This is a genomic window from Leucobacter fengyongliangi (assembly GCF_052386045.1).
In genome coordinates this window covers 1,382,110-1,399,303 of sequence record NZ_CM126356.1, presented here as the reverse complement: position 1 = coordinate 1,399,303, position 17,194 = coordinate 1,382,110, and the positions used below count along the sequence as shown (strand labels likewise).

Below are 17,194 nucleotides of genomic sequence, written 5' to 3'. Positions count from 1 at the left end.
CAATGATGAACTGCCCCTGTGACCGCATCGACGGAAACGGGTACCCGCGGTGACGCTCGGGCCCCTCTACCACTGGTCGCCGCGCGACCGCCTCAAGAGCATCACCCGGCAGGGCCTCATGCCCGGCAAACGCAATATCAGCGGTGCAACTCTGCACGGCGGCGACATCGAGGGCGAGTTCCTGCAACCGGGCGTGTGTTTCAGCCTCGACCCTGTCACCGCGTGGGCCTACTCGCACGGTGTCTGGAAATCGGTCGGCGCGTTCGATCTCTGGCAGGTGTGGCTCGAGCCCGCCGACGAAGTACACGTGCTCCCCATGTGGGGGAATCGAATCGTCGAGGTTCGCGTGCACAACCGGATCCCGAAGCGACGACTCCACCACGTAGGCGAACGGACAGTGGCATGACCGGCTGGGCAGGATCCACCCGCAAAGAGACACTCCCCCGCTACTGGGCCAAGACCCGCGCCCGGGTACTGCGCCGCGACGGGCGCCGGTGCGTTGCAATTCGCGAGGACACCGGGAAGCGTTGCGAGTCACCAGCGAATCAGTGCGACCACATAGACGACCGCGACGATCACCGCATGGAAAACCTACAGTCCCTCTGCGAATGGCACCACCTACAGAAGTCAGGCGCGCAGGGCGGCGCCGCAGCAGCCCTGAAACGGAAAAAGGCCCAGAAACAAATTCACCCCGGCATCATCTGACACCGGGGTGAATTTATTTCCGAGCCTTGGGCGCATCCTTCCCGCTCCAGTTGCCGCTCCCGCGACGCTTAGCGTTCCACTCATCGATCGTTTTTACGCTCCACCCGCGGGTAGCGCGTGGCCCCTCCCCTACGATCACGTCGGGTTCGGGCATGTTGAGTGTGCCGAGCGCACCCTCGGTGATCCCGAGTCGCTGCGCGAATGCACGCTTATTCAGATAGTGCCTGGTCATGTCACTATCATGCGCCACGAATGGCGCGGCCTGCAACCTCATCGGGCCACCTGCACGATCTTCTCTGCAATTTCAGCCCGCAAAGTCCCGAACCAATCGGCCAGCGTGCCAGCGTCGCGACCCTCCGCCAACTGCCCAAGCGCGAACGCCCCGTACGATGCCGCCGCGAGCAAAACCCACGGGCGCAATGCCCGCGACGATGCCAGCGCGGCGACCTCGCCCGCGTCGAGCGGGCCCTCACGGTCAAGGTCAAGTAAACGACTGAGCCCTTCCTCAGCTGCCGGTGTCATCTCGTCGCAATTATGCGCGAGGTGGATCCTGCCCATCATACTCATGCCTGAGCCACCAGACGCTCGAGCACCTTGCGGGCGTGGGTCATCTGCGCGTAGGTGGGAATCTCCGGCAGGTCATTCCAGTACGTGTACGTGTCGCGCTCGGCGTCCCAGGCCATGCGCTGCAATTCCAACGCCGCGCTGTGACCTGTCGTGCTGCACGCGCGAGCACGGTCGAACTCGCGAAACGCCACCAGGATCGGGTTCGGGTTGTTGTCGAACTCGGGGCGTGGTTCGTGGTCGACTCCCCACGTTCCAATGCGCTCGGGGAACGCGTCGGGGATGTCGCCGCGCTTGCTCGCGTCGATGCGGCTCACCCACGGCTCGGGGTCAGTGTTGATCTTCTGGCTTGCGTACATGGTCATGTTTCCTTCGGTTCAGGGCCGGGCGTGTAGCTCGGCAATGTTCTACCCGCTGCAATCCAGCGGCGTTCCCAGGCACGCAACTTACGGCCGCGTCCTGCAATTCGGTGGGCGTCGCAATACGCGTACCCCTTGCGGTCGAGCACTGTCGCCGGTGCGGCCTGGCAGGTGTCACACATTCCCGTACGTCTCTTCCATTCCGTCGAGCATTGGGCCTATGAACTCGTCCCAGATAGTGTCAACGACAATTTCGGCGCTCGTGGCGCGTAGCGCCTCTGCGGCCGGGTGCCGCGCGTTGTCATCGTCTAGCTCGAGCCCTGCCCGCTCGTCGAGCGCCTCGGCGAGTAGCTCGTAGATGTCTCGCTGCGCCCGGTCTAGTTTGATAGCTTCGGCGACGAGTTCACGCAAACCGTCCTCGTACTCTAGGACAGGCTCGCCAAGCGCCCATACGAGCGAGTCGACCCCACTCTCTCCCTCGATGCGGTCGGTCTTGTACCTGGCGACGACATTTTCCGCCGCGATCTCTGCAATTTCTAGTGCTGTTTTCATGGTCATTCCATCCATTCGATGTTGAAGTCAGCGGGGCTGTAGTCGTGGCCGCTGATGCGGATTGTGTAGGGCACTGTCGCGCCGGGGTTGTCGTTGCGAACGATCTGCACGGTCGCGACAGTGGCGGCTTCGGCGTTGTCGAAGTCAACCTTGCCAAAGTCAGCAAGAGCCAGCCCCGCCATGCTCCGAACCCAAGGTTTCGGCTCGAGCACTTCGCCCGTGTCGTATGGTGTGAGGCTCGCGTGAGGTTCTGCAATTCCTGCCGGTGCCTTGATGGTCATGGTCATGCCTCCGTGCTTGTGAAATGAATGTCAGTGATTTGGAATGCTTCGCCCGGGGATAGAACTTCCCACGTCTCGAACGCGTCCCGAAGTGTCATGCGAGACACGCCGATGTCGAGCTCTAGGGTGACCTCGAGCGCGCCCTGTTCGGTCGCGGCTTGCAATCGCGCCCACTGCTCGGCGTAGCTGCCCGGCGCGGGCCTTGTGTCGGTGTCAGGCATGATCTACTTCCCTTCCGTTCGATGTCGCTGCAATTTGCAGCCGTGCGCTGCGCGGGAATCGAACCCGCGCCATGCCCGCCAGGGCGCGCCGTGTCTTGTTACTTGAAGTCGATGCCCGCGTAGATTTGCAGCACGGCCACATAGCGTTCGTGCAATTCGTCGCGGTCGTCGTCGCACGCGTTGTGCCACGCTTCGAACGCGGCCGCGACTCGTGGCGCGTACCCTGCGAGCGGGTCCCGGAATTGAATATCGGGCCCGTTCTCGATGGGGAACACTCGCGCGTTCATGCGCCCAGCACCTCCTCGTAATCGCACACGAGCAGGTCGAGCCGTTCTATCTCGGCTTCGAGCGCGCCCATCTTGTCGCGAATTTCATACAGCGTGTCCCCGTACATATCCGCGTCACACAGCGCGACCTCGAGCCGTTCGCGCTGGGCGTGTTCCTCTCGCAACTCGCCCAGCTTTTCCTCAATTTCTCGCCACTCCCGGCGCAATTTCATGGTCATGCGTTTCCTCCTCAGATCAGGGCCGCGCCGCCGGTCGCAAGCGCAATCGCACCAAGCCCGGCAACGTACCCCCAGATGCCGACAGCGACACTCACCGCCGCCAATGTCGCCCGCACTACCTGCCGCCGGTACTCGCGCCGGGCTGCAGCTTCCGCGGTCTCGCAATACGGCCAGTCGCCGCCCATCATCCTGTCGCTCATGCGTCGACCGCCTCGAGATCGCGCTGCAATTCCTGCAAGTCGCGCAACAGGGCCTCGTCAGCCGTGGGCCCGAGTTCCCGCAGAGCAATCTCATATGCGCTTGCGTGGCCGTCCCACAGTGGCGACTCATCGTCGAGCGCTTCCCAATCGATCGCTGCAACTTCGACACCCTGCGACCGTGCGACCGCGAACGAGAACAGGTCCGACTGCACATCATGCGCGGCATGCCACGCGACAGCGTTCCGAGACTTGACCTCAGCCACCACCCAGCCCTGAACCCGGCGCGCGGTCACAGCATCAACACGGCCAAGCCTCGGCAACTCGAGCGACTCGCCCGCCCACGTATCCGCCCGGTCGAGCACGTCCGCAATATCGCGTAGCGCCCGATCCGGCATCGATGCCATGAATGGCCGGGCCGTCGCATGGATCCATTCACGCTCGCGCTCCGCCCACTCGCGCAGGTCGCGCAACTTCTCCGGCGTGTAGCTCGCAATCTTTGCAGCCTTCGCCACCTCGGTAATTTCGTACATGATCGAACCTCCCAGTGTTTGCAATTCCCGCGGCCAACGTGGCCGCCGCGCGCTCGCAGGTGCTCGCAACCTGCCGCCGGGCTTGAACCCGTAGCGCTTGTGTCTCACATCTCCACCCAGTTCACGTGACCGCAAACCTCATCAACCCAGGTGAGCGCGTCGGCACGATCCTCGAACCGGTAAATCTTGAACTCCCGCCCGTCCGTGGTGAGTGACACCCAGTAGGCGACGATCGGCGCGTTGCCGTCCCTGTCGGCGGGCGCAATTTCCCACGAACCCAAGTTCAAATCACACGAGTTCGTGCGCGTCAACCCCGCAAGCTCACACCTCACGGGCGCAATGTTGAACGCTGCAGCATCAACCACACTGGCCGACACTGTCGACGTCGGTAGCGCGATCATCGTGCAACCTCGACGCTCGCCGAGTCGTGAGCATCAGCCCGGGCCGCCCACTCTCGATATGCGACCGGATCCGTAAACCTGCTCGGGCGGGGTTCAATGTTCGCGGAATACCACGCCCGAAGAATTCCTGTATTAGTCAACGTGCAACCTCCGATATTTCACTTCCGCGCGCAATCTGCGCGCAGTGGTGGCGCCCGGACTTGAACCGGGCCGACGCCTTAACGCTCGCCACCTAGCGCCGAAGCGCAATTCTTAGAACGCGTGCACCTGACAGAAGCTCTCGCAAAGCGAGTCGCAATCACCCTCTGTCATGTACGCGTCGCGCATCTCGACACGTTCGGCAACCTTTGCCGCCTTGAAATCTGCAAACGTCGTCCAGGCCCACACGCCCGATTCGTGCAATCGCTGCATCTCTTCGGTTAGGTGCGGCCACGCAACATGCAGCGACCCCTTGCAAAACTCGAGCCGCGGTCGACGCCGCGCGCCCATGCCGTGCCGTTGTGGCTTCCAAAAGTCATCCCAAAACATGCCCGGCCACCCCATCGCGTCGGCAATCTCCGCCTGCATATGCTCCAGGTGGCTCTGAAACTGTTCACGGTCCGCAATATCGGTCGCTGACCGCTTGGAAGCTCTCGCCACCGACTTAGGCGCCACCGCCGGAACATCAGCCGGATCCTTGAGAATCGCTGTACCCGGCACACACCGGGAAACCATGTACGCATTCGCACGGGCAACCCATGCCAGATATTCGGCCTCGTGGGCCTTGACCATCGGCCGCGGTTCAACGTTCGCAGCGAACCAGACGCGGCGATCAGATTTCACAGACATCTTGTGCCCTCCCGTTAGGTGAATCGGTTAGTGGTGAATCGTGAGCGGGCATGGAATCGAACCATGCGAAGACGCGCCATGCGCCCCGCCCGTTCGGCACTCTCTCCATTGGCCGGGTAGTGTCCGCCGCCTGTCGTGCCCCGTGGGGCGTGTGGGCTTGCGGCCTATGCCGGCGTGTTGCCAGTGCCTGAATTCGCTATTTAGTTCTCAAGGTCCAGCCCCGGGCAGTTCTCGGTGATGCGAGCGTGACCCGTAGGCCCGCCGCTACCTGCCCGGCTTCGCTTTCCGTCTGTCACTCGGTGGCGATGAGATAACTAAACCATGCGGGCCGAATGAGCGCAAGCCATGCGGGCCGAATGTCTCGCCACAATGCCCACACATCGGCGTAACCATGCGGCAGAAATGACTTTGCCTGACTTGTGCACCCCGGGCGTGTCGCGCCCCCTCGAGTCACCCATGAGACCCGAGCGACACACGCCCACCCCACACGGCGAGACCCTGCCCACACCCACACCAGGCGCCCACACCGCCCACCGGTCGACGCCAGGCCCGAGACACTCACACCACGCGCCCCACGCACACACGCGGCACACACGCGGGCCCACACGGGCGCGCACACACGACGCGGGTACGCGCGTTCACGCGCGGACACGCCCACACGCACACCCCGGGGCGGGGACCCCCACCCCACCCCCGCGCCCCCTGGCCGCTTCGTTCTGCATCTCGCTGTGCGCGTGGGTCTGGGGGGTTTTGCGCCCTGGTTTTGCCGCATGATTCTGCGGTTCTTTGCTTCCGGCTTCCGACATGGCGGCCGGTTCCCCTTCCGACATGGAGGTTGCTAGATGGTTGCGAAGAAGGTTCGTGCTCTTGCTGAGCGCACTGAGATTGAGTTCGAGGATGGTTTCACTGCTGAGTTTCCTCCGGGTGTCTCTATTGATGAGACTTCCGGGGTGATGTTGGTAGCGTTCGAGGTTGATGAGCGCGTGGGCGAATCGGTCGTGATGCATTGGCTCGATCTTGACCCGCCGAATGTGCGCGACGATTTGACGCGGTACTCGGAGACTTTGTCTCGGCGCCTCATGGTGTTCGAGTTCCGGCGCCCTTTGCCGATGACGGTGGTGACTTCGTAGTGGCGGGGAACGGCCCGCCCCCGAAGGATGCACGTCAGCGCGGCCGTGATACCCCGGTTCGTGAGCTAGTGAAGTCCGATGGGCGTATCGGCGGCTTCGAGCTCCCCGACGACGTGCTCCCCCAGATCGTGCTGAACGGTTTGCCTCAGTTCGATCTCGATGGTGTCCCGGTTCGTGAGGAATGGCACCCGCAGACGATTCGCTGGTGGAACAACTGGCGTGAGTCGCCTCAAGCGACACGAATGGTCACCGGGCCCGACTGGGACTACCTGCTGGATACGGCTCTGCTGCATCACCAGATGTGGGAGTCGGGCGGGAAGAACTCGGAGCGTGCGGCTGAGATCCGGCTTCGGGTTGCCGCGTTCGGTGCTACTTACGCTGACCGTCTCCGCATTAAGTGGGAGATCGAAACGCCTGGCGATGATTTCGAGGTCGGTAACGGCCACAGCAACGTCTCGAGCATGGATGACGAGCGCAGGAAGCGACTCGCAGGAGGTTCCTAATGCCTCGGCGCGTCATCCTGAACAAGAGCGAGCATGATCGCAACCGGTCGCTGGGTTACCTGGCGGTGTGGTGGATTGAGTCGTTCGTTGTTCATGGGCGCGGCGGTGTCCGCGGGATGCCTATTCGCTACGGCGACGAGTATTCCGGTTTCATTGTTGATTGTTACGCGCTCGACGCGGACGGGCGGATGCTGTACGACTCGGCGTTCTTCTCGCGGCCGAAGGGAACCGATAAGTCGGGTCTCGCGGCTGCGTTGGTGATGTTCGAGGCGTTCGGCCCTGCCCGGTTCGCCGGGTTCGCTAAGGGTGGGGAGACCTACACCTTTCTGGGGTTGACGTACACGTATCTGCCTGGCGAGCCGATGGGGCGTTCGGTTACGAACCCGTACATCCGCATCATGGCTACTGAGGAAGGACAGACCGGGAACGTTTACGACTCGGTCTATTACAACCTGACCGATGAAGACACTCCGCTGCACGCGCTCGTGAAGGCGTACGGGGTCGATGCCGGCAAGACTCGCATCATCCTCCCGAAAGCTTCGGGTGGCGGTGTGATCCAGCCGACGACCTCGGGCGCCGCGTCGAAAGATGGCGGTCTCGAGACGTTCGCCGTGTTTGACGAGACTCACCTCTACAACCTGCCCGGCTTGCACGAGATGTACGACACTGTCGTGCGAAATCTCGACAAGCGGAAGAAGGTCGACGGCACCTGGTTCATTGAGACGACGACGATGTATGCGCCCGGCGAAGAGTCGGTCGCGGAGAACACCTACGAGCTCGCGAACCTGATCGAAGAGGGTCGCGCTCGCCGCGAGCGTCTCCTGTTCGACCACCGATGGGGTGAGCTTGCGAACCCGATGCAGATCGAGGGCGAAACCGACGAAGAGTATGAGGCGCGGCTCTCTGAGGCGTTCCTCGAAGCGTACGGCGATGCGGCAGCGTTCAACTCAATCGACGCGATGCTCAACGCTCTATTCGATCCGCGGCGTTCGGTTGAAGCGCAGCGTCGCTACTTCCTGAACGCGCTCGGCTCTGCGAAGAACGCATGGGTGGAGACGTACGAGTGGGCGGCGGTGTCGGTGAAGGAGCGCCGGAAACGGGCGCTCGAGGATGGCGAGGAGTGGAAGTGGACACCACCAAAGGCCGGTGACACGATCACGCTCGGTTTCGACGGTGGCCGCACCGACGACGCAACCGTACTTATCGCGTGCCGCGTCTCCGACCGATACGTGTGGCCGATCTTCATTCTCGAAGCCCCGGACTCGAAGGAGGCCGAGGACTGGGAAGTTGATCGTGACTTCGTCGACGCGAAAGTTGCGGAGACGTTCAAGAAGTTCAAGGTCGTGGCGTTCTTTGCCGACCCGCCTTTGTGGCAGGACTACGTCGACAAGTGGGAGCGTGAATTCGGCCCACAGTTGAACGTTCAGGCATCGTACGGCAAGTCGATTCACTTCTGGACAAACCGCGACAAGCCAATGGTTGAAGCCGTCGAGCGGTCACATACTGCGATCGCGACCGGCCAGATGCTCCACGGCAACCATCTCGCGCTGACACGTCATGTGATGAACGCGCGCCGCTGGGAACGCCGCTCGGGCACCGTCATCGGCAAGGAGAAGCGGGGCTCGAAGAAGAAGATGGACGCCGCTATGGGCCTGGTTCTGGCTTTGGAGGCGTGCGCCCGCTACACGGCGAAGGGTCGTCCGACAGTATCCACGTTCACACCATTTAATCCGCGCGGAAACGCGCCCACCCGGAGGTAAGTAATGCTGAGTGAGGCAGGAATTCCTGGCACGGATGATTGGTTGCTCGTCAAGCTCGCGACAGAGTTGGGCAACGGTTTCCCGCGCCTGTACATGCTGGACACCTACCGCGATGGCACCTTCGTGGTACCCATCGAGGCGGATCCAGCTGTGCGTGAGGCGTACAAGAAGTTCGCGAACCGGGCCCGGCTTACGTTCGCGGACACCATCGTGACGCAGACCACCGGCCGCCTGAACCCTCGCGGGTTTCGCACGGCCGCAGCGAACGACGCGAACGGTGACCGCGAGGCGGCCCGCATCATGCGGATGAACCACATGGAGGTTCAGTTCCGCGACATGCTCGACGCGAAAACCCACTACGGGAAAGCATTTGGCATTGTCGGGCTCGACGATATGCGGGAGCCGTTCGCGACGGTTCGGGATCCGTGGAGCGTCGCTGTGCAGATGAACGCGATCCGCCCGTGGCTGGTCGACGCTGCGGTGGTTGCCACACACGACCCGGTGCTCGAACTCGACATGCTCACCCTGTTTCGGCCCGGCACGATGCGTGTCGCCGTGAAGCCGGCAAAGCAGACCACAATTCCGACCGATGGCACAGTGTGGAACCCAACCCGGAACTGGGATTGGGCTGGCGGTCCAGTGGCGCTTGGATTCACAGAGCGTGTGCCGGTCGTCAAGTTGGAGAACCCGCGCGGCATAGGCGAGTTCGAGAACCACATCGACTCAATCGACCGGGTCACAGAGGACATTCTGCAGCGGCTCACAATCACCGCGATGCAGGCGTTCCGGCAGCGGGCCATCACCCCGGATCCCGAGAATCCGATGCCTGAGTATTACCCGGAAGGGCATGCGAAGGCTGGCGAGAAGATCGACTACGACGAGATCTACAAGGGTGGCCCGGCCGCCCTCTGGTATCTCCCTGCCGGCGCGAAAATCTGGGAGTCGCAGCCAACCGAGATCCAGTCGCTCATCATGGCCGAAGCGAAAGACCTCGAGCACCTGGCGGCCGTCACAGGCACCCCGCTCTACTCGTTGTCGCCTGACGCGAACCAGTCCGCGGAGGGCGCCAAGCTCGCCCGCGAAACGATCCGCACGAAGGTATCCACAAGGCAGGCCCGGGACGGTGACCCATTCACCGAGTTCATGTCGATCATGTTCGAGGCGCACGGCGACACGGTTCGTGCCGATCGCACTGAGCTCACGATGATATGGGGCCCACAAGAAGCGGTTTCCAAGGCCGATCGGGCCGAGGCCGCCCGCGCCGCTCTGCAGGCAGGCCGCTCGCAACGGTTCATCTCAGAGCACATCTTCGAACTGACCCCAGACGAGATGGCCCTCGAAGAAGCGAACCTGCGCGACGAGCAATTCCAAGCATCTCTGATGGGAGTGACCAGTGGCGCTAACAACGGAAATGGTGGAACTTCACTCCGCCCGGCAACGGTCGCTAGTGGAGCGACTGATCCGGGTGCTGCTGGGGTTGTGGAATGATTTCGACGACTGGGACGACCAGGAACTCGTAGTCGCTCGAACGGCCGCGTCCATCCCGCATATCGAATCCGTGTATCGCGAGATTCAGCGGGAGACGCGGCTGTTCCAGTTGCGGGTGTTCGAGGACCTTGAGCTTCCCGCTGTGACGCTTACTGCGCCCATTGAAATGTACCCGCGCGCACGCGTCGACCTGCTTGACGTGTATCAGCGCCCCGCGCGTGACTACTCGGAAGCGGTCGCCGGTGGGTCGCCCCCTGAAGAAGCGTTCACTCAGTTCACGAAGCGGCTGACCGGAATTGTCGAATACGACGCAGTCGCTGTCGAGCGAGACGAAGTCGACCGGATCAATCAGCAGCTTGAGCGAGAAGGGCTGCTCGAGGAACCTGACGAGCCACTGTTCGACGACAACAACCCCGATGACGTTTCGGTCGAGGACCTCGAGCAGATGGTTTCCGAGATGGAACGGCAGATCGCAGAAGCTGAGGCGGAAGACGAACTTGGCAGTGCCAGGCCCAAGAGCAATGCCGACGACGAGGGCGGGCCGAACAAGATCATCGGATATCGGCGGATCCTCCGGCCTGAACTATCAATGAGTGGATCCTGCGGCCTGTGTGTGGTCGCGGCGACCCGCTGGTACACGCGGAAGAACCTCAAAGCGATTCACGGCCTCTGCAAATGCAAGACCGTGCCGATCACGAAGGCGAACGATCCTGGCCTCAAGATGAACGCCGAGGATCTCCGGGGCGAGCTTGACCGCATGTACGCGGCTGCCGGCGGGAACACGCGGAAGGCGCTCAAGCTGATCCGGGTTGCGGTGCGCGAGCACGGCGAGCTCGGCCCCACCCTCGTGTACTCACCAAAGCGCGGATGGGAACCCACCGGCGACCCAATCCCCTATCAGGCGCCGACAGTCGAGGACCAACTCGAGAAATATCGGCGACGCCGGGACGCGCTCGAGGCGACAAGATCCAACCTCCAAATTTCTCTCCGAACCGGTGACCGCGACAGAACTTCGACGACGCGCGCCATCGGAGAGATCACCCAGCAGCTACGCGAGATCGAAGCGCGACTAGCCGCATGACCGCCCCGCAGTGCGCGGGGTTTGTTTCATCCAACGACAGGTAAGGGAAACAACCGATGTTCATCAAGAAGTGGCACCCTCCGTTCGCGCTGTTCCGAGTCACGGACCCCGAAGACGGTGGTGCCGATACTCCCCCGGCGCAAGATGGCGACCTTGGCTTCCCTGCGAACACGCCTTGGAAGAGCATGGAGCTCCCCGAGCAGGTCGCCTACTGGCGTCACCAGTCCCGAAAGCACGAGGGCGAGAAGCGTCCCGTCGACTGGGAAGCGAAGGAAACGGCTGCCGCCAAATGGCAGGCACACCTCGACGCAGAAAACGCCAAGAAGACCGATCCTCAGCCGCCGGCGGAAGAACCGCCCGTGGTACTCGACGAGGCGGCAGTGAACGCGGCTCGCGAGGAAGGTCGCGTCGAAGGCGTGAACCTGATCTTGCAGGACGCCGTTCGCGCTCAAATACAGGCTTACCGCCCCAATCTCTCGGACGAGGACCTCGACGACGTGCTCGACACGATCACGCTCGACAAGTTCAAGACCGAAGACGGGCGGCTAGATACAGATCGGGTAAAGAAGCTCGCTGACAAGCTTGCCGGCCCACCCGAAGGCGACGGCACGTCGCAGAAGACCCCGCCATTCACTTTCGGTGATGTGCTCAAGAACTCGCAGAAGCCAGTTCCGGGCCAAGGCGGATCCGTTCAGGACTACAAAGCAGCCGAAGCGGCCCGCTACCAGTCCACCACCAAGTAGTTCAGGAGGCTACAAATCATGACTGATTTCAGCATTGACACCACCCAGGTCGGCGTACCGATCGATACCCGCTGGCGCGCGTCGAGCCACGGCCAGGACGCGGCTCGCCCCGGCACACTCGACCTGTCCAAGTTCACCTCGGGCACCCACTTCAACATCGGCGGCCGCACCGACAGTGTGATCCCTTCGGGTGTTGCGCTGACCTACAACGGCACCAGCAAGATGTACGAGCCGTGGGTCGCATCAAGCGATCCCGGGACCACGCCACACCCAACAGTCGCCGGTTTCATCAACGACGACTCGGGTGTCGCGATCTACCGTCGCGCGGGCGTAGCCGCTTCCACGAAGGCCGCGTTTGCGCTCCTCGTTCACGGTGTCGTCGAAACCTCGTACCTTCCGGTCGCTGCACAGCGCGCCGCCATCTCAGCCGCGCCCACCACCGGCGCTTTCGTCTACGCCTAATAGGAGGGCTCCAACATGGCATTCACCAAGGATCACCGCACCCCGGTCCAGCTGACCGGAATCGCTCAGGCCGCATTCGACGCCGTTTACGGTGCCTCGATCGCCGCGGCCTACCTTCCCATCAAGGAAGAGCGCACCCTCACCTACGACTTCAACGTAGGTTCGTCACTTCTGCCCCGCGCGGCCCGCTTCCGCTCGTTTAACACCGAGTCGGATGTGAGCTCGATCGGAGCCGGAGAATCCCGTCAGGGCAAGCTCCCCCCGATCTCTCGCCGACTCCACGTCGACGAGTACGCGCAGCTGCAGCTCACCGGTGGCGACATCGGCGACAAGTTCGAGGAATACGCGCGCCTCATCGCCGTCGAGATCGCGACGCGTATGGTTCTCGCCGCGGCCGAGGGTATCGAGACCGGCAAGGTAACCATCGCCGAGCGTGGTCTCGCATTCGAGGTGAACTTCGGCCGCAAGGCAGGCCTCACTGCGAACGCGGTCGCGAACTGGAGCAGCGCCTCCGCTTCCGCGATCACTGACCTCGAGGCGCTGCGTGCAGTGTACGGCTCGGAGCCGGGCGCGCTGGTTGTGCCAAGCGCGGTCATGACCCACCTGACAACGAACACCGAGATCATCAAGTTCGTGGTGCAGCGCGGATCGGACCTCCCGAGCCGGGTCTCGCACGCAGACGTTCTGAGCGTTCTCGGATCGTTCGGGTTCGGGAACGTCGTCTCGAACAACGAGCGCCTGATCGACCAGAACGGCACCGAGCGTGCATTGTTCGACCCGAAGAAGGTTCTGTTCCTGCCTTCGGGCGCCGCTACCGCGATTGCGACCGCGACGGGCACTGGCCCCCTCGGAAACACCGTGATCGGTGTCACCGCAGAGTCGCTCTCCACCGAGAACGGCATCGGCGGCGCTGCAGGCCTGTTCTCGGGCGCTCTCGCGCAGCATGACCCGGAAGGGTACGACGTGCTCGTGTCCGGCCTCGGACTGCCGGTCGTGCAGAACCCGGACGCAACCGCGTCACTCAAGGTGCTCGCTTAGCCGAGGCACAACGTGGGGGTGGCATTGAGCCACCCCCACCACACACTTCACAATCTCGCAAGGAGCCATACCATGAAGGTCCGCGCCACCGTAAACCTGTTCGACCCCGAAATGAACGTCATCACCCTCGTTGCTGGTGACGAGATTCCCGAGTGGGCGATCGACAAGATCACCAACCCGGACATCCTCGACCGCGAGCCGCCCGCCGCAGCGCCCCAGCATCTCGAAGAAGCCCCAGAGGTCGACTACCTTGAGCCGTACGCGAAGACCTCGGCTAAGGACGCGAGAGCAATGCTCACCGAGCGCGGTCTGCCGGCTGAGGGCAAAGTTGCCGAGCTTCGGCAGCGTCTCGCGGAGCACGACCGGGAGACGGCAGAAACGGAGCCGGGAGACGGCACAGTTCAGGACCTCTGGACGTTGACCGTAGAACAGTTGCGCGAGATCGCATCAGAGCTTGGTCTCGCCCACGAGCCAGAAGCAAGCGCAGACGAACTCGCAGCACTCATCGACTCCAACCGGGGGTAAACCATGCCCGTGATCCTTCCACCTGTCATCTACGACGATGTCACTGCCCACTACGAGGGTGATGCAGAGGAACTAGGAAGCCAGAGCTACGTTGAGGCAAAGATCAGACACACGATCGGAAAGCTCAAGTCCCGGTACGGGTCACGGATCGCGGCCCGCCTCGCCTCGGGCGCCATAGATGAGGACCTCTACATCGACACGGTCGCCGAGGCTGTGTTGCGCGTGGTGAGAAACCCTGATGGGTACACCACTGAGCAGCAAGGAAACTACTCGTACGGCTTGCGTGCGTCAGTTGCTTCTGGGTATCTGATGTTCACAAGCGAGAACTTGCTTGATCTCGTCGGCGAGTCGTTCCAGTTCATCGGGACGGCAACGATCAGCGATCACAGGGTTAACTGATGGCGTCGATCAGAGGTCGCGGTCACCACGAGGTGATCGTGCAGAGGCGCACGGTGGGTCGAAAAAACACGTTCGTGAATTACGTGAACGAAGGCGACCCGATCGTTATCAAGCGTTGCAGTGTGCAGTCAGTGCGCGAGTGGGCGACCGCAGAAGAGAACTACGCCTACGGGCTGAGTCAACTTTCGATGCGTCGGGTGTTTGCTCGAGACTGGCCGGGCGACGTGAACTCGCTCGTCTATTTCAACGGTGGAGAGTTCGAGACAGTTGGAGACCCACAGCACATGGACGGGTCACCGCGCACAGAGCACTGGGTCATCACGATCAAGTGGCTTCGTGACGTGCCTCCGCCAGTGATACCCGAACCTCCGGCACCTACACCGTGAGCTCACCCAGGAGGTGCCGTCAATGGCTGACGTGAATGTCGACAAGCTCGTCCACATGCCGGTTGCGATCATGGTTGGCAAGAGCCGCGAGATGGATCATTTCGCAGATCAGGTTCGTCGCCGAATGATTGCGACCGCGACCCCGAGGGCATCTTCTGGCACCTATGTGAACTCGATCAAGGTGAAGCGTGCTCGCGGCCTTTCCGGGCGCGGCCGGCAGATTACGGATCGAATCATCTACGCATCGGATGACGCGTCCGTCCAAATCGAGTGGGGCACCGACGGTCGCCCACCACAGCTGATCGTTACCCGCACACTTCAGTCGTTCAGGAGGTGAGCCATTGAAGCCGACCTTTCCACCTTTTCACCGGATCCTTAGCGCAATGCTCGAGGACGCAGTGCCCAGCAACATGAGCGTCATCGCAGATCTTGGCGCAGACTCCTACGCCGATGTTCCGCTCTGCTCGTGGACCTTCATCAACGGCGGCCAGTTCGACTACGGACTGTGGCAAGGAACCCTCGCTATCTCTCTCCTAGTCGAGCCAGACGACTACGAGACGCTTCTCTCCGACCTCTACGCGGCTATTCACGCGTGGGACCACCCGGAGGGTGGCATCGACACCATCAACAAAGTCGCGATCGAGTCCGTCACGGACACCATCGTTTTCGACTTCACCAATGCCGCGATCGTCAACAGCAAAAGCGTCATGCAGTTCAACGGCCAGTTCGCGCTAATGCTTCGAGACTTCTCGTAGCGCCAACTCACACCCCGACTAAGCCCGCCGATGCGGGCTTTTTTTATCCCCAAAAGGAGCACTCCAATGACAGTAAACGCTGGCGGCCTCATCATTCCCGGCAAGGGCGCAGTATTCACGGCACCCGTCAACACCCCCTGCCCTGCGAACCCTCTGAGTCTCTTCTCGCTCAGTGGCACTGCGCCATCTGGTTGGGACAACCTCGGTCACACGTCCAAGCAGAACACCATTTCGTTCGCGCGCGAAGGCGGCGAAGCAACCGCTCTCGATTCGTTCCTCGCAGACTCGGTTCGCGTCTTCCGTTCGTCGGTGGCGTGGTCGTTGAACGTGCAGGCGCTGCAGATCGACGGCAATACCCTCGATCTCGCCTTCAATGGTGACTGGGACTACGTCAAGGGCGGGTACGTCATCCCGGCCGGCGCGATCCCCACCGAAACCGCACTGTTTGTTCTCCTGCAGGACAGCAGCGGCAAGCTCGGCTTCTACATCCCGAACAACTCGATCTCGCTTGGCGATGCGATCAGCATCGACACCGAGAACTTCCTCGAGCTGCCCCTCTCCGCATCAATCCTCGCGGCTGCCACTGACGTGCTTCCCGCAGTGGATGGCACGCCGGGTCTCATGGAGGTCTTCAAGTCGGGTCTCATCGCGCCCACTGCGACCGCATGGGCGGCAACCACCGAGTACGAGGTCGATGCGCTTGTCTCACTAGGCGGTGGCGCGATTCTCCGCGCGACGGTAGCTGGCGAGTCCGGTGGCACGGCCCCGACAGCGCCGGAATCGGTTGGCCTGACGGTCACCGACGGCACTGTCACCTGGGTGCGCGTCGCCTAACACCCCCAACCCGGGGCGGCCCTAGCCGCCTCATTCAACCGCCCCCGGCGTTCGTGCGGACCTGCGCCGGGGGCACCCCCTCACTCATAGGTCCGCGTCTCACAGAAAGGTCCGCACATGGCCGAGAAAGACACCAAGGCACCATCCCTCAAGATGAAGGCGCCCGGAGCAAGCAAGGCAATCGACGCACACGAATCTGAACTCGAAGTGGTCGACGTGCTCGCCGGGATGCCGGAGCTCCGCGCCCCATACGCGCTTCGTTTGCGTCACCGCAACCGCCTCATTGGCATCATCCTCAAGCCTGGCCGAAAAGAACTCCTTGAGGATTTCGCGGCCGCATCCGACGAGGACTCGTACCATTCCCAAACGGAAATGCTCGAGATCCTGGCCGACATCGACGAATTCGCCGAGTCGATCGCCACGGATCCAGCCGAGTACGCGGAGTGGGCGCAGAAGCACTCCCAAGACATCAACGTGTTCGTCGCGCTCCTGAACCGCTACCTGGCGGCAGTGGGGGAATAGACGCGCTCTACGACCTAATCGACGAGTACGACCATCATCCCGATTTCCCGGGGTCGCTGACGGCGGACCTTGCCCAGTTCTACAACATCGGCCTCACCGATGTGTGGTCGGGCAAGGTCCCCGTTCGGCGCGTACTCGTTCTCGTGGAGCACCTGACCCTCATTCCGGCTTCGAGAGTCAGGATGATCCGTTTCGGGGGTGACCTTCGAAGCATCGGGTGGGACATCGCTGCCGAGCTCGCGGCCGACAGCTTCGACCAAATATCGGCAATCGTGTCCGCCTTTGGGAAGAAGCCCCTAACCCCGGATCAGATGTACCCCCGGCCCGGCCGAGCGAATGGCGAGCAGGACACGTTCGCACCCACCATCGCCGACTTCAACGTCGGGAAGTTCATGGGCGAAATTAACCGCCAGCAGTAGGAG

At 62.3% G+C, this 17,194-nt stretch carries 30 protein-coding genes; 18 read left to right on the top strand and 12 right to left on the bottom strand.

The features are described from left to right. Positions 1-49: 49 nt before the first annotated feature. Together ACTNFK_RS06710 and ACTNFK_RS06705 are read left to right on the top strand one after the other, a co-directional pair. Positions 50-406, top strand: a complete 357-nt coding sequence (locus tag ACTNFK_RS06710; RefSeq protein WP_435935785.1) for a hypothetical protein — start codon at positions 50-52, stop codon at positions 404-406. Further along, entirely contained in the window at positions 403-705 is a 303-nt protein-coding gene (locus tag ACTNFK_RS06705) for a hypothetical protein (protein ID WP_435935786.1), read from the top strand. The genes ACTNFK_RS06710 and ACTNFK_RS06705 overlap by 4 nt, the downstream gene beginning before the upstream one ends. A 13-nt stretch (positions 706-718) precedes the next feature. Here ACTNFK_RS06705 and ACTNFK_RS06700 read toward each other — a convergent pair whose 3' ends face one another. From ACTNFK_RS06700 to ACTNFK_RS06645, 12 genes are all read right to left on the bottom strand, one after another. Beyond that, complete coding sequence (locus tag ACTNFK_RS06700; RefSeq protein WP_435935787.1) at positions 719-937, bottom strand: transcriptional regulator; 219 nt, start codon at positions 935-937, stop codon at positions 719-721. 38 nt (positions 938-975) lie between these two features. After that, positions 976-1,227, bottom strand: a complete 252-nt coding sequence (locus tag ACTNFK_RS06695; RefSeq protein WP_445117144.1) for a hypothetical protein — start codon at positions 1,225-1,227, stop codon at positions 976-978. Between the two features lie 41 nt (positions 1,228-1,268). Beyond that, complete coding sequence (locus ACTNFK_RS06690) at positions 1,269-1,634, bottom strand: hypothetical protein (RefSeq protein WP_435935789.1); 366 nt, start codon at positions 1,632-1,634, stop codon at positions 1,269-1,271. Between the two features lie 168 nt (positions 1,635-1,802). Next, positions 1,803-2,186 carry a hypothetical protein gene (locus tag ACTNFK_RS06685; protein WP_435935790.1) on the bottom strand — a complete coding sequence of 128 codons (384 nt, stop codon included), beginning with the start codon at positions 2,184-2,186 and terminating at the stop codon, positions 1,803-1,805. Beyond that, positions 2,183-2,467, bottom strand: a complete 285-nt coding sequence (locus ACTNFK_RS06680) for a hypothetical protein (protein WP_435935791.1) — start codon at positions 2,465-2,467, stop codon at positions 2,183-2,185. Before ACTNFK_RS06680 ends, ACTNFK_RS06685 begins: the two co-directional genes overlap by 4 nt. Then, positions 2,464-2,682 (bottom strand): hypothetical protein, encoded by a 219-nt coding sequence (locus tag ACTNFK_RS06675; RefSeq protein ID WP_435935792.1) that lies wholly within the window; start codon positions 2,680-2,682, stop codon positions 2,464-2,466. Before ACTNFK_RS06675 ends, ACTNFK_RS06680 begins: the two co-directional genes overlap by 4 nt. Before the next feature lie 98 nt (positions 2,683-2,780). Beyond that, positions 2,781-2,969 carry a hypothetical protein gene (locus ACTNFK_RS06670; protein WP_435935793.1) on the bottom strand — a complete coding sequence of 63 codons (189 nt, stop codon included), beginning with the start codon at positions 2,967-2,969 and terminating at the stop codon, positions 2,781-2,783. Beyond that, the gene (locus ACTNFK_RS06665) at positions 2,966-3,187 is read right to left on the bottom strand and encodes a hypothetical protein (protein WP_435935794.1); all 222 of its coding nucleotides are present in this window, start codon (positions 3,185-3,187) and stop codon (positions 2,966-2,968) included. The genes ACTNFK_RS06670 and ACTNFK_RS06665 overlap by 4 nt, the downstream gene beginning before the upstream one ends. A gap of 11 nt (positions 3,188-3,198) precedes the next feature. Continuing rightward, entirely contained in the window at positions 3,199-3,387 is a 189-nt protein-coding gene (locus ACTNFK_RS06660) for a hypothetical protein (RefSeq protein ID WP_435935795.1), read from the bottom strand. Continuing rightward, entirely contained in the window at positions 3,384-3,917 is a 534-nt protein-coding gene (locus tag ACTNFK_RS06655; RefSeq protein WP_435935796.1) for a hypothetical protein, read from the bottom strand. The genes ACTNFK_RS06660 and ACTNFK_RS06655 overlap by 4 nt, the downstream gene beginning before the upstream one ends. Positions 3,918-4,021: 104 nt before the next feature. Then, positions 4,022-4,318, bottom strand: a complete 297-nt coding sequence (locus ACTNFK_RS06650; protein ID WP_435935797.1) for a hypothetical protein — start codon at positions 4,316-4,318, stop codon at positions 4,022-4,024. A 252-nt stretch (positions 4,319-4,570) separates the two neighbouring features. Next, on the bottom strand, positions 4,571-5,146 hold the full coding sequence (locus ACTNFK_RS06645) for a hypothetical protein (RefSeq protein ID WP_435935798.1): 576 nt from the start codon (positions 5,144-5,146) through the stop codon (positions 4,571-4,573). An 842-nt stretch (positions 5,147-5,988) separates the two neighbouring features. On the opposite strand from ACTNFK_RS06645, the gene ACTNFK_RS06640 reads away from it, so the two are divergent. The 16 genes from ACTNFK_RS06640 to ACTNFK_RS06565 all read left to right on the top strand — a co-directional run bounded on the left by ACTNFK_RS06640 (position 5,989) and on the right by ACTNFK_RS06565 (position 17,191). Further along, positions 5,989-6,276: a hypothetical protein gene (locus ACTNFK_RS06640; protein ID WP_435935799.1), complete on the top strand. Its 288-nt coding sequence runs from the start codon at positions 5,989-5,991 to the stop codon at positions 6,274-6,276. Beyond that, positions 6,276-6,779, top strand: a complete 504-nt coding sequence (locus ACTNFK_RS06635; RefSeq protein WP_435935800.1) for a phage terminase small subunit — start codon at positions 6,276-6,278, stop codon at positions 6,777-6,779. Before ACTNFK_RS06640 ends, ACTNFK_RS06635 begins: the two co-directional genes overlap by 1 nt. Beyond that, positions 6,779-8,539 carry a terminase large subunit domain-containing protein gene (locus ACTNFK_RS06630; RefSeq protein WP_435935801.1) on the top strand — a complete coding sequence of 587 codons (1,761 nt, stop codon included), beginning with the start codon at positions 6,779-6,781 and terminating at the stop codon, positions 8,537-8,539. Before ACTNFK_RS06635 ends, ACTNFK_RS06630 begins: the two co-directional genes overlap by 1 nt. A 3-nt stretch (positions 8,540-8,542) precedes the next feature. Next, positions 8,543-10,027, top strand: a complete 1,485-nt coding sequence (locus ACTNFK_RS06625) for a hypothetical protein (RefSeq protein ID WP_435935802.1) — start codon at positions 8,543-8,545, stop codon at positions 10,025-10,027. Then, the gene (locus ACTNFK_RS06620) at positions 9,987-11,108 is read left to right on the top strand and encodes a hypothetical protein (RefSeq protein ID WP_435935803.1); all 1,122 of its coding nucleotides are present in this window, start codon (positions 9,987-9,989) and stop codon (positions 11,106-11,108) included. The genes ACTNFK_RS06625 and ACTNFK_RS06620 overlap by 41 nt, the downstream gene beginning before the upstream one ends. A gap of 56 nt (positions 11,109-11,164) precedes the next feature. Beyond that, complete coding sequence (locus ACTNFK_RS06615; RefSeq protein ID WP_435935804.1) at positions 11,165-11,851, top strand: hypothetical protein; 687 nt, start codon at positions 11,165-11,167, stop codon at positions 11,849-11,851. An 18-nt stretch (positions 11,852-11,869) separates the two neighbouring features. After that, positions 11,870-12,313, top strand: a complete 444-nt coding sequence (locus tag ACTNFK_RS06610) for a hypothetical protein (protein WP_435935805.1) — start codon at positions 11,870-11,872, stop codon at positions 12,311-12,313. Between the two features lie 15 nt (positions 12,314-12,328). Continuing rightward, positions 12,329-13,351: a major capsid protein gene (locus tag ACTNFK_RS06605; protein WP_435935806.1), complete on the top strand. Its 1,023-nt coding sequence runs from the start codon at positions 12,329-12,331 to the stop codon at positions 13,349-13,351. Between the two features lie 72 nt (positions 13,352-13,423). Then, positions 13,424-13,876 (top strand): SAP domain-containing protein, encoded by a 453-nt coding sequence (locus ACTNFK_RS06600; protein ID WP_435935807.1) that lies wholly within the window; start codon positions 13,424-13,426, stop codon positions 13,874-13,876. A 3-nt stretch (positions 13,877-13,879) separates the two neighbouring features. Beyond that, positions 13,880-14,275 carry a Gp19/Gp15/Gp42 family protein gene (locus tag ACTNFK_RS06595; RefSeq protein ID WP_445117143.1) on the top strand — a complete coding sequence of 132 codons (396 nt, stop codon included), beginning with the start codon at positions 13,880-13,882 and terminating at the stop codon, positions 14,273-14,275. Then, on the top strand, positions 14,275-14,661 hold the full coding sequence (locus ACTNFK_RS06590; RefSeq protein ID WP_435935809.1) for a hypothetical protein: 387 nt from the start codon (positions 14,275-14,277) through the stop codon (positions 14,659-14,661). Before ACTNFK_RS06595 ends, ACTNFK_RS06590 begins: the two co-directional genes overlap by 1 nt. A 22-nt stretch (positions 14,662-14,683) precedes the next feature. Continuing rightward, positions 14,684-14,998 carry a hypothetical protein gene (locus tag ACTNFK_RS06585; protein ID WP_435935810.1) on the top strand — a complete coding sequence of 105 codons (315 nt, stop codon included), beginning with the start codon at positions 14,684-14,686 and terminating at the stop codon, positions 14,996-14,998. Positions 14,999-15,044: 46 nt separating this feature from the next. Then, a complete protein-coding gene (locus tag ACTNFK_RS06580; RefSeq protein WP_435935811.1) occupies positions 15,045-15,416 on the top strand; it encodes a hypothetical protein in 372 nt (123 codons plus the stop codon). Between the two features lie 66 nt (positions 15,417-15,482). Beyond that, positions 15,483-16,250, top strand: coding sequence for a phage tail tube protein (locus ACTNFK_RS06575; RefSeq protein WP_435935812.1), 768 nt, complete (start codon positions 15,483-15,485; stop codon positions 16,248-16,250). A 117-nt stretch (positions 16,251-16,367) separates the two neighbouring features. Beyond that, positions 16,368-16,772 carry a hypothetical protein gene (locus ACTNFK_RS06570; protein ID WP_435935813.1) on the top strand — a complete coding sequence of 135 codons (405 nt, stop codon included), beginning with the start codon at positions 16,368-16,370 and terminating at the stop codon, positions 16,770-16,772. Continuing rightward, positions 16,694-17,191 (top strand): hypothetical protein, encoded by a 498-nt coding sequence (locus ACTNFK_RS06565; RefSeq protein ID WP_435935814.1) that lies wholly within the window; start codon positions 16,694-16,696, stop codon positions 17,189-17,191. The genes ACTNFK_RS06570 and ACTNFK_RS06565 overlap by 79 nt, the downstream gene beginning before the upstream one ends. The last annotated feature ends 3 nt before the right edge of the window (positions 17,192-17,194 follow it).

Bases quoted from the DNA above. Each gene is read 5' to 3' on its own strand.
- ACTNFK_RS06690 (WP_435935789.1), bottom strand. From the start codon at position 1,634: ATGACCATGTACGCAAGCCAGAAGATCAACACTGACCCCGAGCCGTGG.
- ACTNFK_RS06590 (WP_435935809.1), top strand. From the start codon at position 14,275: ATGGCGTCGATCAGAGGTCGCGGTCACCACGAGGTGATCGTGCAGAGG.
- ACTNFK_RS06645 (WP_435935798.1), bottom strand. From the start codon at position 5,146: ATGTCTGTGAAATCTGATCGCCGCGTCTGGTTCGCTGCGAACGTTGAA.
- ACTNFK_RS06625 (WP_435935802.1), top strand. From the start codon at position 8,543: ATGCTGAGTGAGGCAGGAATTCCTGGCACGGATGATTGGTTGCTCGTC.
- ACTNFK_RS06610 (WP_435935805.1), top strand. From the start codon at position 11,870: ATGACTGATTTCAGCATTGACACCACCCAGGTCGGCGTACCGATCGAT.
- ACTNFK_RS06595 (WP_445117143.1), top strand. From the start codon at position 13,880: ATGCCCGTGATCCTTCCACCTGTCATCTACGACGATGTCACTGCCCAC.
- ACTNFK_RS06575 (WP_435935812.1), top strand. From the start codon at position 15,483: ATGACAGTAAACGCTGGCGGCCTCATCATTCCCGGCAAGGGCGCAGTA.
- ACTNFK_RS06660 (WP_435935795.1), bottom strand. From the start codon at position 3,387: ATGAGCGACAGGATGATGGGCGGCGACTGGCCGTATTGCGAGACCGCG.
- ACTNFK_RS06605 (WP_435935806.1), top strand. From the start codon at position 12,329: ATGGCATTCACCAAGGATCACCGCACCCCGGTCCAGCTGACCGGAATC.
- ACTNFK_RS06600 (WP_435935807.1), top strand. From the start codon at position 13,424: ATGAAGGTCCGCGCCACCGTAAACCTGTTCGACCCCGAAATGAACGTC.
- ACTNFK_RS06655 (WP_435935796.1), bottom strand. From the start codon at position 3,917: ATGTACGAAATTACCGAGGTGGCGAAGGCTGCAAAGATTGCGAGCTAC.
- ACTNFK_RS06650 (WP_435935797.1), bottom strand. From the start codon at position 4,318: ATGATCGCGCTACCGACGTCGACAGTGTCGGCCAGTGTGGTTGATGCT.
- ACTNFK_RS06615 (WP_435935804.1), top strand. From the start codon at position 11,165: ATGTTCATCAAGAAGTGGCACCCTCCGTTCGCGCTGTTCCGAGTCACG.
- ACTNFK_RS06700 (WP_435935787.1), bottom strand. From the start codon at position 937: ATGACCAGGCACTATCTGAATAAGCGTGCATTCGCGCAGCGACTCGGG.
- ACTNFK_RS06675 (WP_435935792.1), bottom strand. From the start codon at position 2,682: ATGCCTGACACCGACACAAGGCCCGCGCCGGGCAGCTACGCCGAGCAG.
- ACTNFK_RS06680 (WP_435935791.1), bottom strand. From the start codon at position 2,467: ATGACCATGACCATCAAGGCACCGGCAGGAATTGCAGAACCTCACGCG.
- ACTNFK_RS06670 (WP_435935793.1), bottom strand. From the start codon at position 2,969: ATGAACGCGCGAGTGTTCCCCATCGAGAACGGGCCCGATATTCAATTC.
- ACTNFK_RS06570 (WP_435935813.1), top strand. From the start codon at position 16,368: ATGGCCGAGAAAGACACCAAGGCACCATCCCTCAAGATGAAGGCGCCC.
- ACTNFK_RS06685 (WP_435935790.1), bottom strand. From the start codon at position 2,186: ATGACCATGAAAACAGCACTAGAAATTGCAGAGATCGCGGCGGAAAAT.
- ACTNFK_RS06665 (WP_435935794.1), bottom strand. From the start codon at position 3,187: ATGACCATGAAATTGCGCCGGGAGTGGCGAGAAATTGAGGAAAAGCTG.
- ACTNFK_RS06695 (WP_445117144.1), bottom strand. From the start codon at position 1,227: ATGACACCGGCAGCTGAGGAAGGGCTCAGTCGTTTACTTGACCTTGAC.
- ACTNFK_RS06705 (WP_435935786.1), top strand. From the start codon at position 403: ATGACCGGCTGGGCAGGATCCACCCGCAAAGAGACACTCCCCCGCTAC.
- ACTNFK_RS06580 (WP_435935811.1), top strand. From the start codon at position 15,045: ATGCTCGAGGACGCAGTGCCCAGCAACATGAGCGTCATCGCAGATCTT.
- ACTNFK_RS06585 (WP_435935810.1), top strand. From the start codon at position 14,684: ATGGCTGACGTGAATGTCGACAAGCTCGTCCACATGCCGGTTGCGATC.
- ACTNFK_RS06640 (WP_435935799.1), top strand. From the start codon at position 5,989: ATGGTTGCGAAGAAGGTTCGTGCTCTTGCTGAGCGCACTGAGATTGAG.
- ACTNFK_RS06630 (WP_435935801.1), top strand. From the start codon at position 6,779: ATGCCTCGGCGCGTCATCCTGAACAAGAGCGAGCATGATCGCAACCGG.